Annotated in this window: 18 protein-coding genes and 1 tRNA gene; 11 read left to right on the top strand and 8 right to left on the bottom strand. The window is 61.0% G+C overall.

Translation table 11 applies throughout. From position 1 onward, the window contains the following. Window positions 1-161: 161 nt before the first annotated feature. Window positions 162-563 carry a DNA-directed RNA polymerase subunit omega gene (gene rpoZ / locus ACFOJ9_RS10810; RefSeq protein WP_378978865.1) on the bottom strand — a complete coding sequence of 134 codons (402 nt, stop codon included), beginning with the start codon at window positions 561-563 and terminating at the stop codon, window positions 162-164. A gap of 328 nt (window positions 564-891) precedes the next feature. Here rpoZ and ACFOJ9_RS10805 point away from each other — a divergent pair, with 328 nt between their 5' ends. Together ACFOJ9_RS10805 and ACFOJ9_RS10800 are read left to right on the top strand one after the other, a co-directional pair. Beyond that, window positions 892-1,473 (top strand): LabA-like NYN domain-containing protein, encoded by a 582-nt coding sequence (locus ACFOJ9_RS10805; RefSeq protein ID WP_010915096.1) that lies wholly within the window; start codon window positions 892-894, stop codon window positions 1,471-1,473. Window positions 1,474-1,484: 11 nt separating this feature from the next. Further along, complete coding sequence (locus ACFOJ9_RS10800) at window positions 1,485-2,141, top strand: uracil-DNA glycosylase (RefSeq protein ID WP_378978864.1); 657 nt, start codon at window positions 1,485-1,487, stop codon at window positions 2,139-2,141. A 68-nt stretch (window positions 2,142-2,209) separates the two neighbouring features. On the opposite strand, the gene ACFOJ9_RS10795 is transcribed toward ACFOJ9_RS10800, so the two are convergent. Further along, the gene (locus ACFOJ9_RS10795) at window positions 2,210-3,223 is read right to left on the bottom strand and encodes a zinc-binding alcohol dehydrogenase family protein (protein ID WP_378978863.1); all 1,014 of its coding nucleotides are present in this window, start codon (window positions 3,221-3,223) and stop codon (window positions 2,210-2,212) included. Window positions 3,224-3,333: 110 nt separating this feature from the next. Here ACFOJ9_RS10795 and ACFOJ9_RS10790 point away from each other — a divergent pair, with 110 nt between their 5' ends. Next, entirely contained in the window at window positions 3,334-3,696 is a 363-nt protein-coding gene (locus ACFOJ9_RS10790; RefSeq protein ID WP_378978862.1) for a winged helix-turn-helix transcriptional regulator, read from the top strand. Window positions 3,697-3,711: 15 nt separating this feature from the next. Here the strand turns inward: ACFOJ9_RS10790 and ACFOJ9_RS10785 are convergent, their stop codons facing one another. From ACFOJ9_RS10785 to dapA, 3 genes are all read right to left on the bottom strand, one after another. Beyond that, window positions 3,712-4,449, bottom strand: coding sequence for a glycoside hydrolase family 25 protein (locus ACFOJ9_RS10785; protein WP_378978861.1), 738 nt, complete (start codon window positions 4,447-4,449; stop codon window positions 3,712-3,714). 77 nt (window positions 4,450-4,526) lie between these two features. Further along, window positions 4,527-5,006, bottom strand: coding sequence for an SsrA-binding protein SmpB (gene smpB / locus ACFOJ9_RS10780; protein WP_013532594.1), 480 nt, complete (start codon window positions 5,004-5,006; stop codon window positions 4,527-4,529). A gap of 25 nt (window positions 5,007-5,031) precedes the next feature. Beyond that, window positions 5,032-5,913, bottom strand: a complete 882-nt coding sequence (gene dapA, locus ACFOJ9_RS10775; RefSeq protein ID WP_378978860.1) for a 4-hydroxy-tetrahydrodipicolinate synthase — start codon at window positions 5,911-5,913, stop codon at window positions 5,032-5,034. Between the two features lie 236 nt (window positions 5,914-6,149). Between dapA and ACFOJ9_RS10770 the strand changes: the two genes are divergently transcribed. Then, window positions 6,150-8,225 carry a lytic transglycosylase domain-containing protein gene (locus ACFOJ9_RS10770; RefSeq protein ID WP_378978859.1) on the top strand — a complete coding sequence of 692 codons (2,076 nt, stop codon included), beginning with the start codon at window positions 6,150-6,152 and terminating at the stop codon, window positions 8,223-8,225. 324 nt (window positions 8,226-8,549) lie between these two features. Continuing rightward, the gene (locus tag ACFOJ9_RS10765) at window positions 8,550-9,443 is read left to right on the top strand and encodes an alpha/beta fold hydrolase (protein WP_378978858.1); all 894 of its coding nucleotides are present in this window, start codon (window positions 8,550-8,552) and stop codon (window positions 9,441-9,443) included. Window positions 9,444-9,507: 64 nt separating this feature from the next. Here ACFOJ9_RS10765 and ACFOJ9_RS10760 read toward each other — a convergent pair whose 3' ends face one another. Then, window positions 9,508-10,587 (bottom strand): tyrosine-type recombinase/integrase, encoded by a 1,080-nt coding sequence (locus ACFOJ9_RS10760; protein WP_378978857.1) that lies wholly within the window; start codon window positions 10,585-10,587, stop codon window positions 9,508-9,510. 240 nt (window positions 10,588-10,827) lie between these two features. Continuing rightward, window positions 10,828-12,003, bottom strand: a complete 1,176-nt coding sequence (locus ACFOJ9_RS10755) for a porin (protein WP_378978856.1) — start codon at window positions 12,001-12,003, stop codon at window positions 10,828-10,830. Between the two features lie 451 nt (window positions 12,004-12,454). Here ACFOJ9_RS10755 and ACFOJ9_RS10750 point away from each other — a divergent pair. The 4 genes from ACFOJ9_RS10750 to ACFOJ9_RS10735 all read left to right on the top strand — a co-directional run bounded on the left by ACFOJ9_RS10750 (window position 12,455) and on the right by ACFOJ9_RS10735 (window position 15,533). Beyond that, a tRNA-Ser gene (locus ACFOJ9_RS10750) sits at window positions 12,455-12,545 on the top strand. A 176-nt stretch (window positions 12,546-12,721) separates the two neighbouring features. Then, window positions 12,722-12,964 (top strand): GIY-YIG nuclease family protein, encoded by a 243-nt coding sequence (locus ACFOJ9_RS10745; RefSeq protein WP_378978855.1) that lies wholly within the window; start codon window positions 12,722-12,724, stop codon window positions 12,962-12,964. Window positions 12,965-13,099: 135 nt separating this feature from the next. Then, entirely contained in the window at window positions 13,100-14,287 is a 1,188-nt protein-coding gene (locus tag ACFOJ9_RS10740; RefSeq protein ID WP_378978854.1) for a porin, read from the top strand. Window positions 14,288-14,423: 136 nt separating this feature from the next. Beyond that, complete coding sequence (locus ACFOJ9_RS10735) at window positions 14,424-15,533, top strand: pyridoxal phosphate-dependent aminotransferase (protein WP_378978853.1); 1,110 nt, start codon at window positions 14,424-14,426, stop codon at window positions 15,531-15,533. A 27-nt stretch (window positions 15,534-15,560) separates the two neighbouring features. On the opposite strand, the gene ACFOJ9_RS10730 is transcribed toward ACFOJ9_RS10735, so the two are convergent. After that, the gene (locus ACFOJ9_RS10730) at window positions 15,561-16,553 is read right to left on the bottom strand and encodes a bifunctional helix-turn-helix transcriptional regulator/GNAT family N-acetyltransferase (protein WP_378978852.1); all 993 of its coding nucleotides are present in this window, start codon (window positions 16,551-16,553) and stop codon (window positions 15,561-15,563) included. 168 nt (window positions 16,554-16,721) lie between these two features. On the opposite strand from ACFOJ9_RS10730, the gene ACFOJ9_RS10725 reads away from it, so the two are divergent. Both ACFOJ9_RS10725 and ACFOJ9_RS10720 read left to right on the top strand, forming a co-directional pair. Then, window positions 16,722-17,006, top strand: coding sequence for an acylphosphatase (locus ACFOJ9_RS10725; RefSeq protein WP_378978851.1), 285 nt, complete (start codon window positions 16,722-16,724; stop codon window positions 17,004-17,006). A gap of 69 nt (window positions 17,007-17,075) precedes the next feature. Next, a complete protein-coding gene (locus ACFOJ9_RS10720; RefSeq protein WP_378978850.1) occupies window positions 17,076-17,726 on the top strand; it encodes a TetR/AcrR family transcriptional regulator in 651 nt (216 codons plus the stop codon). Window positions 17,727-17,789 lie beyond the last annotated feature (63 nt).

Here is a 17,789-nt window from a genome sequence, read left to right as displayed (position 1 = left end):
CATGTCCGGTACCAACTGTCGCAAATACCAGATTCATGCATTATGCCAAACGTGGCCAAAACTGCATCTGGTATTTGCGACAGTTGGTACTAGATGGCCACGAAACTGCCGATACGGAAGTGCGGAAGATTGTTCCAGCGACCTCCGCGACAATGGCTTGCTTAGTAGTCGTCGCTCTTTTCCGGCGGCACAAGGCCTTCGATGCCGGCCAGGAGGTCTTCCTCGGTCATCCGGTCGAAGGTGATGGTCTCCTCGGCGTCATCGGCGTCGGTGGCCGCAACGGCTGCGCCGGTCTGATCGGCAATCGCCTCGCCATCGGCTTCGGGCTCGTCGACCTCGACATGCTTCTGCAGCGAATGGATCAGATCTTCCTTGAGGTCGTCTGGCGACAGCGTCTCATCGGCGATCTCGCGCAGCGCTACGACGGGGTTCTTGTCGTTGTCACGCGGCACGGTGATCGGCGCGCCCTGGCTGATCTGCCGGGCGCGGTGGCCGGCCAAGAGCACCAGCTCGAAGCGGTTGTCGACCTTGTCGATGCAATCTTCAACGGTTACGCGGGCCATGGATGCCCCTTTCATGCGATGGATTTGATGGAAAACAGGCGCGGTCCATAACCCGAACGCCGCCAAAATACAAGCATCATGGCAATGGCCGGGCCGCAGGGCGCCCAATCCTTCGTTCGAACGCCCCGATTCGGCAAAACCTGTCTGTACTTATGCGTTCGGTGTCCCGATCACAATTGCTTGCAGTGCGCCAAGACGCCCTTGGATTGCCGCGAAACTGGCGCTATCTCGGATGGCGTAGAGGTCAGCCGGTTTATTATGAGCCTGACCGAACGTCGCTTTCGCATTTCGTTTAGACGGCCGTTTATTTCGAGAAGGAATATTTTCCATGTTCGACCCTCGTGAAAAAATCGCCCTATTCATCGACGGCGCCAATCTCTACGCGACGTCGCGCGCGCTCGGCTTCGACATCGACTATCGCAAGCTTCTGTCGAGCTTCCAGAAGCGTGGCTATCTGCTGCGCGCCTATTATTACACGGCACTGGTCGAGGATCAGGAATACTCCTCGATCCGTCCGTTGATCGACTGGCTCGACTATAACGGCTTCAAGGTGGTCACCAAGCCAGCCAAGGAATTCACCGACTCGACCGGCCGCCGCAAGATCAAGGGCAATATGGACATCGAGCTCACGGTCGATGCGCTGGAACTCGCCGATGTCGTCGACCACTATGTCATCTTTTCCGGCGACGGCGACTTCCGCACGCTGGTCGAGGCGCTGCAACGGCGCGGCCGCAAGGTATCGATCGTCTCGACCATGGCCTCGCAGCCGCCGATGATCTCCGACGATCTGCGCCGCCAGGCCGACCATTTCATCGATCTGACGACGCTGAAGAACGAGGTTGGCCGCGATCCATCCGAGCGGCCGGTGCGCAGGCCCGAGCCGGCCGAGGTCGATGAGGACGACTATTGAGGCCGGTCCCCTTGACCGCCCTTTCCGTCTCCGAACCCGGCCGCGACTGCCCGCTCTGCCCACGGCTGCATGACTTCATCGCCGAGTGGCGGCAGCGCGAACCATCCTGGTTCAATGCGCCGGTGCCGACTTTTTTGCCGCCCGAAGGTGACGCCGCGGTTCAGTTGCTTATCGTTGGGCTGGCGCCCGGGCTGCGTGGGGCCAATCGAACGGGACGTCCCTTCACCGGCGACTACGCCGGCGACCTGCTCTACTCGACGCTGATTTCGCACGGTTTTGCGCGCGGTGAATTCAAGGCCAGACCCGATGACGGATTGGAGCTTGTCGGAACCGCGATCACCAATGCGGTGCGCTGCGTGCCGCCGGAGAACAAGCCGGTGGGCGCCGAGATTGCCACGTGCCGGACATTCCTGGTGCCAACGATCGCCCGGTTCCCCAATTTGCGCGCCGTGCTGGCACTGGGATCGATCGCGCACCAGTCGACCGTGCGGGCACTGGGTGGGCGCGTCGCCGCCTACCCGTTCAAGCATGGCGGACAGTTGCCGGCCGGCGGCATCACGCTGTTTTCGAGCTATCACTGCTCACGCTACAACACCAACACCGGCGTGCTGACCGAAGCGATGTTCGTTAGTGTGTTCAGCCAGATAGCGGCGTTCCTGCGGACATAGCGCCGCTCCGTCTTTGTTTTTACGCAATTCCGGACGGAAAACCGTTTCACACTTTTCCTGGAATTGCTTCAGAACCCTTCAAGCACGATCTTGCCCTTGGCCTTGCCAGTCTCGATCAGCGCGTGAGCGCGCTTCAGATTGGCGGCATTGATACGACCGAACGTCTCGCCCAACGTCGTGCAGATGGTGCCTGCATCGACAAGCCGCGCCAGTTCGTTCAGATGCTCGCCCTGTGCGGCCATGTCCGGCGTCTCGAACAGCGAGCGGGTGAACATCAGTTCCCAATGGACCGAAACGCTCTTGCGCATGAACGGATTGATGTCGAGCGTCGGGGGATTGTCGATCAACCCGAAACGTCCCTGCGGTGCGATCAATTCGGCGATCTCAGCCAGGTGTTTGTCGGTGTTGGTGGTCGAGAAGACGAAGGCTGGTGCGCCGATGCGGAGTGCTGCGACTTCGGCAGCGAGCGGCTTGGAATGGTCGACAACATGATGGGCGCCAAGCCCAAGCACCCAGTCGCGCGTTTCGGGCCTCGATGCGGTGGCGATCACAGTCAGATCGGTCAGTTGGCGCGCAAGCTGGACCGCGATCGAGCCGACGCCGCCGGCGCCGCCGATGATCAGGATGGCGTTTGCGGCGGCCGTGACAGGCTTCTTCACGTCAAGCCGGTCGAACAGCGCCTCAAAGGCGGTGACCGCCGTCAGCGGTAACGCCGCCGCCTGCGCATAGTCGAGCGTGCCGGGCTTGCGGCCGACAAGGCGCTCATCGACGAGGTGGAACTCGGCATTGGTGCCTTGCGGCGCCAGCGCCCCGGAATAGAAGACATCGTCTCCGGGCTTGAACAGGCTGGCGTCCGAACCCGTGGCGACCACCCGGCCGGCAGCGTCCCAACCAAGCACGCGCCAGCTGCCGGCTTCAGGCTTGGCGCTTTTCCGTATCTTGGTGTCGGCCGGATTGACCGAGATCGCCTTCACTTCGACCAGCAGCTGACGGCCTTTAGGCTCTGGCTTGGGCAAGTCGATATCAACAAGGGACGCCTCATCGGTGATGGGGGCTGGGATCTGATAGCCGACGGCGCGCATCTCGTTCTCCGCGATTGCTGTTGAGCGTTTTCTGGAGCAGAGATGCAAACTATGTGCGATGAACGCAAGAATGCACATATTGAGCACATAGTGTCGAAAAGGATACCGTCATGCCGCGCATCCGCCATGAGCGATTCGATTGCAGCCCCGGCTGCACCGTGGAGGGCACGCTCCGCTTCATCGACGGAAAGTGGAAAGGCGTCGTGCTCTACCATCTGTTCGAGGGCACGATGCGCTTCAACGAGATACGCCGGCGGATCCCGAACTGCACGCAGCGCATGCTGACCAACCAGCTCCGCGATCTGGAAGCCGACGGGCTCATTGCCCGCAAAATTTATGCGCAGGTGCCACCGAAGGTGGAATACAGCCTGACGCCGCGCGGCAGAAGCCTGGAACCGGTGATTACCGCCCTGAAAGTCTGGGGCGATGCAAATGTGACGCTGGCGCCGGAGGTTTCCCAAGCTGCGGCATGAATAACTTCGCCGGGTTCAGGGGGATAATGGAGCCTCGGGAGCGAGCGATCCCGCCGCAGACAGCGCAGCCAGCACGGCCGGCCCACCCTGCAGAACATTCAGATCGACATCGCCGTTGATGCCGTCGACGCGCCCCCTGTTGTGATACTGCCAGTAGATCCAGTCGTCGCGATCCGGCTCCAGAAGCAAGGAGCGAAGCCAGAGCGGACGGGCAGCAATGCGCCCGGAATAGGCTTCTGCTGCATCGTCGGTCAGATAGACAATCGCAGGCTTGCCGAACGCCGCCTCGACAGGGGCAAGGAACGCCGCAAGTTCCGCGCTCAGTTGCTCGGGCGTTGGCCGCTGTGGGCAATTGCCGCCAAATTCGATGTCGACGACCGGCGGCAGCAGTGGCTGATCGTGCGGCACCACCGAGATGAAATTCTTCGCCTGGTCTGCGCCGGGCCGGCAAAAGGTGAAAAAGTGATAGGCGCCGACGGCAAGACCGGCGGCGCGGGCCTCTTCCAGATTCCTGGAGAAGGCATCGTCGACATGATCGCCGCCTTCGGTCGCCTTGATGACGGCGAAGGCGACATCGTCGGCCGCAACACGCCGCCAATCGATCTGGCCCTGATGATGGGAGACATCGATGCCCCTGACCGGATATTTATCGCGGTCCGGCGAGTATGTGCGGAAATAGAGATAGCCGCCTGCTGCGACGAAACATACCAAGACCAGGCTAGCCAAACCCAAGAGGACAATCCGGTTCTTCAAAGCCTATCCTCTTCGGCTTGCCGGCCCTCCGCTATGGCTTCGGGCGTTCGCTTTTCGTCCGCTTCGCGGACCGCTCCTCACCCACGCTCTTTTAACAGCCGGCCCTTCTCGCGCGACCAGTCGCGCTGCTTCTCGGATTCGCGTTTGTCGTGCAGTTTCTTGCCGCGGCCGACGGCGAGCAGCAGCTTGGCGCGGCCCTGGTCGTTGAAATAGATTTTCAGCGGCACCAGCGTCATGCCCTCGCGGTCGACACTCTGCGACAGTTTCGCCATCTCGCGCTTGTTGAGCAGCAGCTTGCGGCGGCGCCGCGGCTCGTGGTTGAATCGGTTGGCCTGCAGATATTCCGGCAGATAGGAGTTTATCAGCCAGATCTCGCCGCCCTCGACCGAGGCGTAGCTGTCCTGGATGTTGGCTTGGCCCTGGCGCAGCGATTTGACCTCGGTGCCGGTCAGCACCAGGCCGGCCTCGACCGTGTCGAGCACCTCGTAGGAAAACCGCGCCTTGCGGTTTTCCGAAACGGTCTTGTTGTTGGGATCGGCTTTTCTGACTTGATTCATGATGTGGAGAGGTGGCGCCTCATCCCTAATTAATCAAGCCGGCGTGCTTCATCGCCGCATCGATCTTGTCGGCGGTCGACTGTTCGACCGTCACTAGTGGTGAACGCAGCACATTTTCGACTTTGCCCAACTTCGACAGCGCATATTTCGCCCCGGAAACGCCAGGCTCGATGAAGATCGCCTTGTGCAGCGGCAGCAGACGGTCCTGCAATTCCAGCGCCTTGGCGCTGTCGCCGGACAGCGTCGCCTCCTGAAATTCCGCGCAGAGCCGCGGCGCGACATTCGAGGTCACCGAGATGCAGCCGACGCCGCCATGCGCGTTGAAACCAAGCGCTGAAGCATCCTCGCCCGAAAGCTGGATGAAATCCTTGCCGCAAGTGGCGCGCTGCTCGGAGACCCGCTCGACCTTGCCGGTGGCATCCTTGACGCCGACGATGTTCTTGAAGTCGTGCACGAGCCGGCCCATCGTCTCCGGCATCATGTCGATGACCGAACGCGGCGGGATGTTGTAGATGATGATCGGCAGCTTGGTCGCCCTGGCGACAGCTGCGAAGTGCTCGTACAGGCCGCGTTGTGTCGGCCTGTTGTAGTAGGGCGTGACCACCAGAGCGGCATCAGCACCGGCCTTCTCGGCATATTGCACCAAGCCAACGGCTTCCTCGGTGTTGTTGGAACCGGCGCCGGCAACGACCGGAACGCGGCCCTTGGCGACCTCGATGCACACCTTGACGACTTGGCGGTGCTCGTCATGCGACAGCGTCGGCGACTCGCCGGTCGTGCCCACGGGGACCAGTCCTGTCGTGCCCTCCGCGAGTTGCCATTCGACGAACGCGCGAAAGGCTTTCTCGTCGAAACGTCCGCTCTTTTCGAACGGTGTCACGAGCGCAGTAAGCGAGCCTCTCAGCATATCGTCCAACTCCTTGGGGTTTCTGGCATTTTGTGGTGCGCGCCTTCTAACCGAAAGCGAAGCGGCGCACCATAGTCTCGACATTGTTGCGCGGCAAGCATTGCCATGGTGCCAGCAAGCGCAATTCGAACGGCCTCGCTAACTCTTTGTTTACGGGCTCTTCACGACCTAAGTTTAGGCTTCGAGGCCTCTCGGCCTGCTGGTAAAATGCCAAGAAAAGGAAAGACTCAGAGATCATGCCGGGCAGTCGGCCTCACTTTCTCGCGCTGCTTGGCGCCACGCTCGCGCTGATGCCGGGCATGGCGATCGGCGGTAGCGTCGATGTGCAGGTCACCTCGGCTATTCCCATGCCAGGCTTGGCCATCCCGATGCTGCCAGGCTCGGCCATCCCGATGCCAGGCCTGCAGGACAGGGCGCAACAGGCACCCTCGCCCGGCGTCACCCTCTTGAAGAGCGGGCTGGATGCGCTGGCGGCTGGCGACATTTCCGGCGCCCGTGGCGTGCGCGAGGCCCTTCCCGCTCATTCGCTAGACCAGCATATCCTCGCCTGGGCGATCGCGCTTTATGGCGGCGACAAGGTTCCGAGCGGCGACATTGCCGCTGCCGCGAAGATGCTGCCCAACTGGCCGGGCACTGTCGCCCTGCGCAAGAACAGCGAGCGCGCGCTCTATCGCGAAAACCCTGCCCCCGACATTGCTATCAGGGCGTTCGATGGCAGCCAGCCGCAGACATTCGAAGGCGTGATGGTTCTTGCCCGCGCCTATGTGGCGTCTGGCAGCGTCAAGGCGGCGCGTTCGGTGCTGTCGCCATTCTGGCGCACCGCGATTCTGGAAGCCAAGGACGAGACGGCGTTGATCAAGGAGTTCGGCAGCCTGATCCCGGCTGCCGATCACCGTTTTCGCATGGAGCGCATGTTTTATGCCGACCGCGCGAATTCCGCGCTGCGCGTCGCCGGTCTCGCCGGTGCCCAGCAGCTCGCCGATGCCTGGGCAGCGGCGGACAAAGGTGACAAAAATGCCGCCAAACTGCTGAAGGCAGTGCCGGCGGCACAGCGTTCGGCCGGCTATTTCTTCGCGCAGGCCGAATATCTGCGCAAGCAAGAGGATTTTGCCGGCGCCGCAGCCATTGTGATGCAGGCACCCGCCGATCGCGACGCTCTCGTCGATCCGGATGCCTGGTGGGTCGAGCGCCGGGTGTTGTCGCGCGAACTGGTCGACCAGGGCGACATGAAGACGGCCTACCGGATCGTCGCCACCCATGCCGCCGAAAGTGCCGCCAATGCGGCAGACGCCGAATTCCATGCCGGCTGGTATGCGCTGCGCGGCCTGAACGACCCCAAGCTTGCCGCAACGCATTTCGCCCGCATCGCCGACCTCGCCCAGGGGCCGATGACGCTGTCGCGTGCCTATTACTGGCTCGGCCGTGCCGCTGAAGTCGGTGGCCCGGGCAGCGCCAAGGACTATTTTGCGCGCGCCGCTGCCTATGGCACGACATTTTACGGCCAGCTTGCCGCCGAACGCGTCGGCCGGCAGGCGCTGAACATTGTCTATCCGCAGCCCAGTGCCGCCGACCGGCAGAATTTTGCCGGCCGCGAAGCAGTCAGCGCCATCAAGCGGCTGCAGGAGGCGGGCTACGACCGCTATGCCGAGACACTCTATCGCGACCTTGCCGGGCAGTTGACCAGTCCGGGGGAACTCGCGCTGCTCGCTGTCCTTGCGGAAAAGCAGGGCAATCATTTCATGGCGCTGAAAGTCGGCAAGATCGCCGGGGCGCGCGGCATCGATGTCGGCGCGTTGTCGCATCCGCTCGGCGTCATTCCTGATTCGGCTGACATTTCCGGCTCGGGCAAGGCGCTGGCCTATGCGATCGCCCGCCAGGAGAGCGAATTCAACATCGGCGCAGTGTCCAGCGCAGGCGCGCGCGGCCTGCTGCAGTTGATGCCGGGAACCGCCAGGCAATTGGCGAAGAAGGCCGGGCTGCAGTTTTCGCAGACACGGCTGACCACCGACGCCGGGTACAATGCGACGCTTGGTTCGGCCTTCCTCGGCCAACAGCTTGATCGCTTCAACGGCTCCTACGTGCTGACCTTTGCCGGCTACAATGCCGGCCCCAACCGTGCCAGTCAGTGGGTGGCCAGATATGGCGATCCGCGTGGCAAGGACATCGATGCCGTCGTCGACTGGATCGAGCGGATTCCCTACACGGAAACAAGAAGTTACGTTCAGCGCGTGATAGAGAATTACGAAGTTTACAAGATGCGCATTTCCGGCAAATACGACATCGTCGGAGATCTGGTGAACGGACGGAGCTGAGGCACATGATAGGCGTGGCCGCCTTCTTGTGGCGGTATTTGCACAGCGCACAACATCTTTGAATCGAGCTCCCTCACACCCCCCTCTGCCCTGCCGGGCATCTCCCCCGCAAGGGGGGAGATCGAATGTCACGTCGGCCTTCGCCAATCTCCAACGCGACAGGATGGATTGAGCGCCGAAGCTGCCAATCTCCCTCCTTGCGGGGGAGATGGCCGGCAGGCCAGAGGGGGGTGCTGGCCCTCCAACGTACCGTCTTCGTTTGACCCTGCCCGCCCTCGCCTGTAGCAGTCGGGAGAAAACGGCAGTGGAAGGAACAGCGTTCAAATGTCGAACAGCCCCGGCTTTTCCGACTTTTTCTACAGCGCACCGGATGGGCTAAAACTTCATGCGCGCGTCTATGGCGAAGCAAATTCCGGACCATGGCCGGTCGTCTGCCTGCCAGGTCTGACCCGCAATGCCCGGGACTTTCATGAGCTCGCACTGCACCTTTCGGCGCGATCTGCAACTCCGCGCAAGGTGATTGCCTTCGACTACCGTGGACGCGGGCGGTCAGCGTATGATCCCGAGGTCAAAAACTACAATGTCGGCGTCGAGGCCGGCGACGTTCTTGCCGGGCTGGCGGCGCTGAGCATCGGGGAAGCGGCCTTCATCGGCACGTCGCGCGGCGGGCTGATCATCCATGTGCTCGGCATGATGCGGCCAGCTGTCCTGAAAGCCATTGTTTTCAACGACATCGGACCGGTGATCGAAGCGGCTGGGCTTGCTCACATCCAGTCCTATCTTGAACGCGCGCCGAAGCCCAGGACCTTCGCCGAGGCCGTGGATGCCCAGCGCAGCGTTCACGGCCAGGACTTTTCCGCGCTCACCGAAGCCGATTGGGCACGGATGGTACGGGCGCTCAACCGCGAGACGGATCAAGGCCTGTTGCCGGATTTCGACCCGAAGCTGGTCGACACCGTTGCGGGTCTTGATCTGAAGCAGCCCTTGCCGTCGCTATGGCCGCAATTCGACGCGTTGGGCGCGATCCCATTGCTCACCATACGCGGCGCCGATTCGAGATTGCTATCGACGGACACGCTACAGCAGATGCGGGAGCATCATTCCATGATGAAAACGATCACCGTCGAGGGCCAGGGCCACGCCCCTTTCCTCGAAACCGGTGACTTGCCGAGCGCCATCGCGGCTTTTCTCGATCGGGCCGAGCGACAGTACATGTAAAAGTAAACCCCAAGACCAAACAAGGTCCTGGGGTCGTTACAACAGTATAGGCTAGCTTGCCAGCCTACTTGGCTTTTGAACTTTTCCGAGGCGCTTTCGGCGAGGCCGCGGCCGGTTCGCCCTTCTGTTTCCGTGCCGCCACCGGGGACGAAGGCGTGGTCACGGGCGATGAAAACACGGACCCCTCCCCACTGCTTGCCGGCTGGTCGCGAGGTTTCTCCAGGACAACCACGCAGCCATCGAGATCGTTCGTGGCCAGATGCGCGTAGCGCATGGTCATCGACAGCGTCTGGTGGCCGAGCCACATCTGCACACGGCGGATGTCGATGCCGCCCTGAACAAGACGCGACGCGCAGGTGTGGCGCAAGATGTGCGGCACCACCTGGTCGTCGGCACCAAGGCCGACTTCGGCCTTCGCGTCGTTCCAGATGGCACGGAACTGTGCCTGGCTGAGTTTGGTGAATGGGCCTTTGGGCCGGCGGCCTTCGGTGGCTGGCAGCCTGATCACCTCCTTGACCCGCTCGGTCATCGGAATGGTGCGGCTGCGGCCGGATTTGGTGATCCAGAAACTGACACGGTGCTCCTGGATGTCATTCCAGATCAGCCCAAGCGCTTCACCGAGACGGCATCCGCTATCGACCAGGAAGACTGAAAGCCTGTACGCATCCTCGCTGCGGCTCTTGATGGCGGCGAACAGCCGTGCCTCTTCGTCCCTCTCCAGGAAACGAATCCGTCCCGCCCGCTCCTTCTGGCGGCGGAACTCGGGCAGGCTGTGGATATCTCCCATCTTATGAGCCTTGCGCAGCAGTTTGCTGAGGGCAGCCATCTTTCGATTGATGGTTGCGTTGCTGTTGCCGCGCTGGCGCAAGGTGCCGATAAGGTTATCCAGGATACTCTGGTCAAAGGCGCTGAATCGCTCCCCCAGGAGAAGCTCATCTATCTCGCCGATGAAAGAGCTGACATTGTATTTATGCCGCCCATCATCCCACAATATGTCCCGGTATGCTAAAAAAAGCTCTCCGACCCTGTACGACTTTACTTCTCTGATCTTGTTGTAACTGTATCGTATCGTCGAATTTTGAGAAGAAAACATCGAAAAATGATCAGAGGGCTCACCCTCTTGAATCGCTTCGTTCGTCATCATTTGCCACACCCCCGAGTGGGATAGATCAGCCCTATCCGCTTGGAGGCGCCCTTTCAAGAGATTTGAATCACGCAGTTGTGATTTCATCCGCCCATCAGCGGATCCCACGAAATCATTCCACGGACCCTATTCAGCTACCGTTACCCCCTGTTCCTTCTGTTTGCCTTGATCCAGTCACGAAACAAAAACAGCCCGGGCGTTGCGCGCCCGGGCTGGATTTCACCTGTAAGGAACCAGCCCTTAGAACGAGCGCTGGAAGCGGAGCATGCCGCCGATGTTGCTCTTCTTGTCGGCGTTGGTCCAGTTGGAGAAGTCGGCGTCGTCGAACTTGCCTGCATTGAGGTAGTCGACTTCGGCAGTGACCGTGAAGCCGGGAACCACATCGTAGGCGATGTTCGCGGCGATGCCGAGGTTCTTCCATTCGTCATACGAGATCTGGGCGTTGAACGAGGTCTTCTCGTTGAACTTGTAGGTGCCACCGCCCCAGACTGCCCAGTTGCCGCCCCACTGCTTGTAGAAGCCGCGGCCGCCGGCATCGAAGGCATAGGTCGGATCCGACAGATTGTCGTCGGAGCCGTAGCCGCCGATGATGAACAGCGAAATCTGGTCGGTGGCGTTCACGTCCAGGCGAACCTTGCCGGCGACTTCTTCGTAGTTGCTGTCATAAGCAACGACACCGGTGATAGCGCCCCAGCCCTGCGTCCACTTCACGCCGCCGACGACATGCGGAACGTAGCTGTCGATCGTACCCTTGCCGTAGAAACCATCAGTGCCGCCGCCCGCGCCTTCTTCGAGCGAGAGTACGGCCGAGAAGCCGTTGCCGGCATCGAAGTAGTACTGGATGACGTTGGTGTCGAAATCACCGTAAGGAACCAGCGTATCCTGGATGACGTTGCCGGCGTAGCCGATGAACGTATTGAACGCCGATTCGTCCTTACCGACGCGCAGACCACCGAGCTGGATCCAGGCGAAGTTCAGCGAGACGCCCGAGTTGCCAGCAGTATTGTCAATTGTCGGCAGTGGCGCGGCATAGTCGTTGCGGTTGCCGAAATTCCAGCGAGTCTCGGTGTAGGTCTTCAAGGTGCCGAGTTCGGTTTCCTGGCCGGTCCAGGTCTTCAGCGTGAAGCGGGCCTTCTTGCGCCAGGTATCGTTCTCGGAGCCATCCTTCACGTCGAGGGTCTTGGCACCATCGAACGAGCCGACATCGCCACCGCTGATGTCGTAACGCACATAGCCGCCGATGCGCAGGCAGGTTTCGGTGCCGGGGATGTAGAAGTAGCCAGCGCCATAGACGTCGCAAATCTTGACGTATTCAGCGGGTTCCGGCTCGGCGACGACGACGGCGTCGGCGGCGCGCGCACCGGAAACTGCGATCAGGGCCGCAGCGGAGCCGAGAAGAAGGCTCTTGATGTTCATTTTCTGACCTCCAGTCAAAAGTTAAAAAACGGGTCTGGGTATTCTTTGCTGAAGGACAGCGTTCCCTGCCCCATCCCCACTACCGAAAAAGATGCGCACCGCGCCGCTTCCTCGAAACCGACATTACCCATGAGGCGGCGGCGTTCAACCACGATCGTACCGGCGAAAGGGCTGTTCGGCTGCTATCCCCTGGCGTTGTTGCACAAATGACACGATTTGGCCTCACTCAGAAAGCTCTCGTTAACCATCCGCCCGTCCGCAACCCCTTGTTTGCCGCCGAATCCGGCGATCGGCTGACGGAATCATGGCAAGGCCCCGAGTCGCCGGCCAGGGAATCGCCGCGGAACCACCGCATCGCCGAAGGCCCGCGGTTCGATGCCTTGTTATTTTTCCATATAATGAAGCGGGCTTGTTGATTGTGCCGGCGCTTTTCTTTATCCAGCGGCGCAACGGAGAGGTGGCCGAGTGGTCGAAGGCGCTCCCCTGCTAAGGGAGTAGAGGTCAAAAGCTTCTCGTGGGTTCGAATCCCATCCTCTCCGCCATCCTGCTGCGCGCTGCGCGCTTCGCAGGACCAATCCTTTCTTTCCCATGAGCAGGATGCCCTCCGAAGCCTCGGCGAAGGAGGGCCGCAAGTACCTACGATTCCTTGCTAAAAACAGGGTTGGCGATCGTCCTTCGGCGAAGCAGGATAGCCTCGCTTTGATAAGGAGGGCGGTTCGTGTGGTACGTATATTTGCTGGAAAGCAAGGCTGCGGAAGGTGAACGCTATACCGGCGTGACTTCCGACCTGAGGCGGCGGATTGCCGAACATAACGCCGGAAAATCCAGTCATACTTCCAAGTTCCTGCCATGGCGGATCGTCACGTATATCGCCTTCTCGAATCGCGCCAAGGCGACTTCATTCGAGCGTTATCTCAAATCCGGTTCCGGGCATGCCTTCGCCAACAAACGTCTGTGGTGATGTCTGCATTGCGTTCTTCGTGACGGCGAAAAATCCAGCCAGTTTCCGTTAAAATGCAGCAATAGCAAATACTTACTTCGTAGAAATCCACTGAGGAAGGTCAGTTTTCGTTCGATTCTGACTGGAGGTCAGAAAATGAACATCAAGAGCCTTCTTCTCGGCTCCGCTGCGGCCCTGATCGCAGTTTCCGGTGCGCGCGCCGCCGACGCCGTCGTCGTCGCCGAGCCGGAACCCGCTGAATACGTCAAGATTTGCGACGTCTATGGCGCTGGCTACTTCTACATCCCCGGCACCGAAACCTGCCTGCGCATCGGCGGCTATATCCGTTATGACATCGGCGGCGGCGACGTCGGCTCGTTCGACGGTGCTCGCAGCAACGACGTGCAGGACGGCAAGAACCAGGGAACTTGGGAGAAAAACGCTCGCTTCACGCTGAAGACCTGGACTGGCCAGGAAACCGAACTCGGCACCTTGAAGACCTACACCGAGACCCGCTTCAACTTCGGCAACTCCAACGCTGATCCTGACTTTGGCTCGAACGACGCCCACAACAAGGACGTCTCACTGAACTTCGCCTGGATCCAGCTCGGTGGTCTGCGCGTCGGTAAGGACGAATCGGCCTTCGATACGTTCATCGGCTACGCCGGCAACGTCATCCAGGATACGCTGGTTCCCTATGGCGATTTCGACACCAACGTCGTGCAGTATTATTTCGACGCCGGCAACGGCTTCTCGGCCGTTCTCTCGCTCGAAGAAGGCTCGGGTGCTGGCTCTGTCGACGCGTTGGGTAACGGCAGGTACGGTGTTGGCACGATCGACAGCTATGTTCCGCATGTTGTCGGCGGCGTGAAGTGGACGCAGGGCTGGGGTGCGATCACCGGTGTCGTTGCCTATGACAGCAACTACGAAGAAGTCGCTGGCAAGGTTCGCTTGGATGTGAACGTTTCCAACGAGCTGTCGCTGTTCTTGATGGGCGGCTACGGCACGGATGACAACCTCACCGATCCGACCTACGATCAGCCTGCGGGCGGTCGCGGCTTCTACAAGCAGTGGGGCGGCAACTGGGCAGTGTGGGGCGGTGGCACCTACAAGTTCAACGAGAAGACCTCGTTCAACCTTCAAGCGTCTGCTGACGACTGGAAGAACGTCGGCGTTGCGGCGAACGTTGCTTACGACATCGTCCCCGGCTTCACCGTCACGGCCGAAGTCGACTATCTTCATGCCGGCAAGTTCGACGACGTCAGCACGGATAACGTCGCCTGGACCCCGGCCGACAAGAAGAACAGCGTCGGCGGCCTGCTCCGCTTCCAGCGCTCGTTCTAATACATTTCGACAAGTCGAGATCGAAACCCGGCGGGCAACCGCCGGGTTTTTTTCGTCGTAGCGCAGTTCGATCGGCAACTTGCACCGGCCCACCCGGCGCGTTAGCAAGAAGGCCCCTTTCAACTGAGCTTTTGCCATGCGCCAGCGCCCTCCCCTCACGCCGCTTGTCGGCGCGCTTCCCTCGACAGTGCCGTTTGTCGGTCCGGAGGCGCAGGAGCGCGACCGTGGCCGGCCTTTTCGCGCCCGCATCGGCGCCAATGAGAGCAGTTTCGGGCCTTCGCCGCGCGTTATCGCCCGCATGGAGAGCGTCGCGCGTGACCAGTGGATGTATTGCGACCCCGACAATTACGATCTGAAGCAGGCAGCAGCCCGCCATCTCGGGGTCGGCACTGAGAACGTGGTTGTCGGCGAAGGCATAGACGGGCTGCTCAGCCTGGTGGCGCGCATGTATGCAGCACCGGGTGACGCGGTGGTGACCTCGCTCGGCGCCTATCCGACCTTCAACTTCCATATTGCCGGTGTCGGCGGGCGGCTGGTCACCGTCCCCTATGAGAGCGACAGGGAAAGCCTGGACGGCCTGCTGGCGGCGGTGCGCAAGGACAAGGCGCCGCTGGTCTATCTGTCCAACCCGGACAATCCGATGGGCAGCTGGTGGGAGGCGAACGAGCTCATCCGCTTCATCGAGGCGTTGCCGGAAACCACCATGCTGGTGCTCGACGAGGCCTATGGCGAACTCGGACCTTCGGCGCTGCCGCCGATCGATATCTCGCGGCCAAACGTCATCCGCATGCGCACCTTTTCGAAGGCATATGGGCTGGCCGGCATACGCTGCGGCTATGCGGTGGCCGAAGCCCAGGTGATCCGCGACTTCGAGAAGATCCGCAACCATTACGGCGTCAGCCGCATGGCGCAGATCGCCGGCGTCGAAGCGCTCGCCGATCAGGACTATCTCAGGAGCGTGGTGGCGCGGGTCGCTGCCGGCCGGCGACGCATAGCCGGGATAGCCGAGGCGAACGGGTTGAAGCCGCTTCCGTCAGCGACCAACTTCGTCACCATCGATTGCGGTGACGATGGCGCCTTCGCACTGAAAGTGCTGCAAGGCCTGCTGTCACGCGACGTGTTCATCCGCAAGCCGATGGTGCCGGTGCTCGACCGCTGCATCCGCGTCAGCGTGGGGCTGGATCACGAACTCGACATCTTTGCCGAAGAATTGCCTGGCGCGCTGGCAGCGGCGCGGGGGAACTAGGATACCGCTCGCGCGCAAACCAGCTGCTTACAAATCCATCTCCCAGGTCTGGCCGGTCAAATCCTTGCCGAAACTGTGGTGATGCTCCTGCGAGACCAGCTTGAAGCCGGCACGTTCGTAGATCGCGCGGGCCGCGACGAGGATGTCGTTGGTCCACAACACCAGCCTGATGTAGCCGCAGGCTCGGGCCTGGTTCACGCACTCCGCAACCAGGCGTTTGCCGATGCCGAGGCCTCGCGCCGCCGCCTCGACATGCAGCAGCCTCAGCTTTGCCACCTCGTCGTCCTGATGAACCAGGAACACAGCGCCGACAGGCTGGCCACCGCGCTCGGCGATCCAGCAAAAATCGCGGCCGGGCACGAAATTGCGGATGAAATCGGCGCCGATCTCGGCGAGCATGGCCTCGAACTCGATCGTCCAGCCATATTCCTCGGCATAGAGTTGGGCCTGCCGCTGCACGACCCAGCCAACGTCGCCGACGCGGTGCGGCCGCAGCGTCACCTGGCTGTTCTCGCGGGCGGGATCGCCCAGCAATTCCCCCGTCTTGCGCAAGGCGCTGCCCAGTTCCTGCAGTTTGTCGTCGGGCACGCTTTCGATCAACCGCGCCGTATCCCGATCGGCCGCAGCCTGGAGCCCTGAAAGGGCTGCCTCGCCTCTTGCCGTGAGCGACAGAATCCGCCGGCGCTTGTCAGCCGGATCGGTCCGGGTCTCGGTCAGGCCCTCGGCGGCGAATTTACGCAGAATTCGTGTCAGATAGGCTGCATCGACACGCAATTGCCTGGCGATGTCGGAAGCAATGGGACCCATCTCCAGATGAAAACCCTTGGCGAGAAAACCCCGCTCCCCAGCAGTTTCAGAAGCCGTCGGACGATCAAGGTGGCCGAGTTCGAACAGCACGCGCGCCTCGGTCAAAGTGAATGCACTTTGTGTCAGCGTCTCGTCGAGAAGGCCAACGGTGCGCGTGTAGAAGCGATTGAAGCGCCTGATATCGGCCACCAATGCGTTTCGTTCGTCCAACATCTGCGTCCAACTCCCAACAAAGGCAGCTCCACTTTCCAAAAATTAGTGGACTGAGTCAATTAAATTTCAAAGCCAGAGAGCCCCAGCTATTGCGACGTGCGCGCAATTCTCGGGTTGCATTCCCTGGGCCATGCGTCAGATTCCAGAGAGACAGGCTTGGAGAGATTCATGGCTGGCGATCGCAGGAACGTGCGGGCGCGCGTCTACGGCAATGTGCAAGGCGTCGGCTTCCGAATCTGGGTTCGGGGCGAGGCCACAGGTCTTGGTCTTGCGGGCTGGGTTCGCAATGAAGCGGACGGGTCAGTAACGACCCAAATTGCAGGCCTCGATGAAGCGGTCTCGACAATGATCGAGCGCCTCTGGAAAGGGCCGTCCGGGGCTTCGGTTTCCAGGGTCGACGTCGAGGAGTTGGCAGCCGAAAACGCTTTTGTTGGGTTCAGGATCGTTGCATGAAGGCGGATTTAGTTCGAGCACCTTGAATTAATTGAACGTTCGTTTTATTATCTCCGCAGAGGAGCTGACATGGCACGCACCACCGGATCCGATGGCGAAAAGACCGAAGCGACCATCCGTGAGGCAGCGGTCAACCTCATCGCGCGCCTCGGCTACGAAGCGATGTCAATGCGCCAGCTTGCCGCCGAGGTCGGCGTGCAGGCAGCCGCGCTCTACCGCTACTTTCCAACCAAGGAAGAGCTTCTGTTCACGCTGATGCGCGAGCACATGGAAGGTCTGACCGATGCGTGGGAAGCAGCCCGCCCTGTCAGTGCAGATCCCGGGCAGCGGCTCTCGGCCTATGTCGAAAACCACATCGCCTTTCATATCGAGCGACGGCATGCCACGCATGTGTCGAACATGGAATTGCGCAGCCTGTCGCCCGAACGGCTGACGCAGATCCTGCGCATGCGCACGGCTTACGAAAAGGAGCTGCGCGCCATCCTGCGTGATGGCGCCGAGACGGGCGCCTTCAGCATCGACGACACCGGGCTGACGGCGATGGCGCTGATTCAGATGATGACCGGCGTCATCGTCTGGTTTCGGCCGGGCGAACGGCTGTCGGTCGCCGAAGTGACGGCGACATATCTTTCAATGACAATGCGGCTCGTCGGCGCGAAGATCGACGCCTACAGCGCCGCGCGTCCCTTCGGACGCGCAAAGGACGCTGTAGCATTTTGATTTCGCGCACGATCCCTTTCCGAAAATCAAAGTCGATTTTCGGGGTCATGCGCAGGGAGGAAC

It is taken from the genome of Mesorhizobium cantuariense (genome assembly GCF_042647205.1).
GTDB lineage: Bacteria > Pseudomonadota > Alphaproteobacteria > Rhizobiales > Rhizobiaceae > Mesorhizobium > Mesorhizobium cantuariense.
The sequence above is the reverse complement of the archived record's forward strand: the minus strand, read 5'-3'. Positions and strand labels throughout refer to the sequence as shown.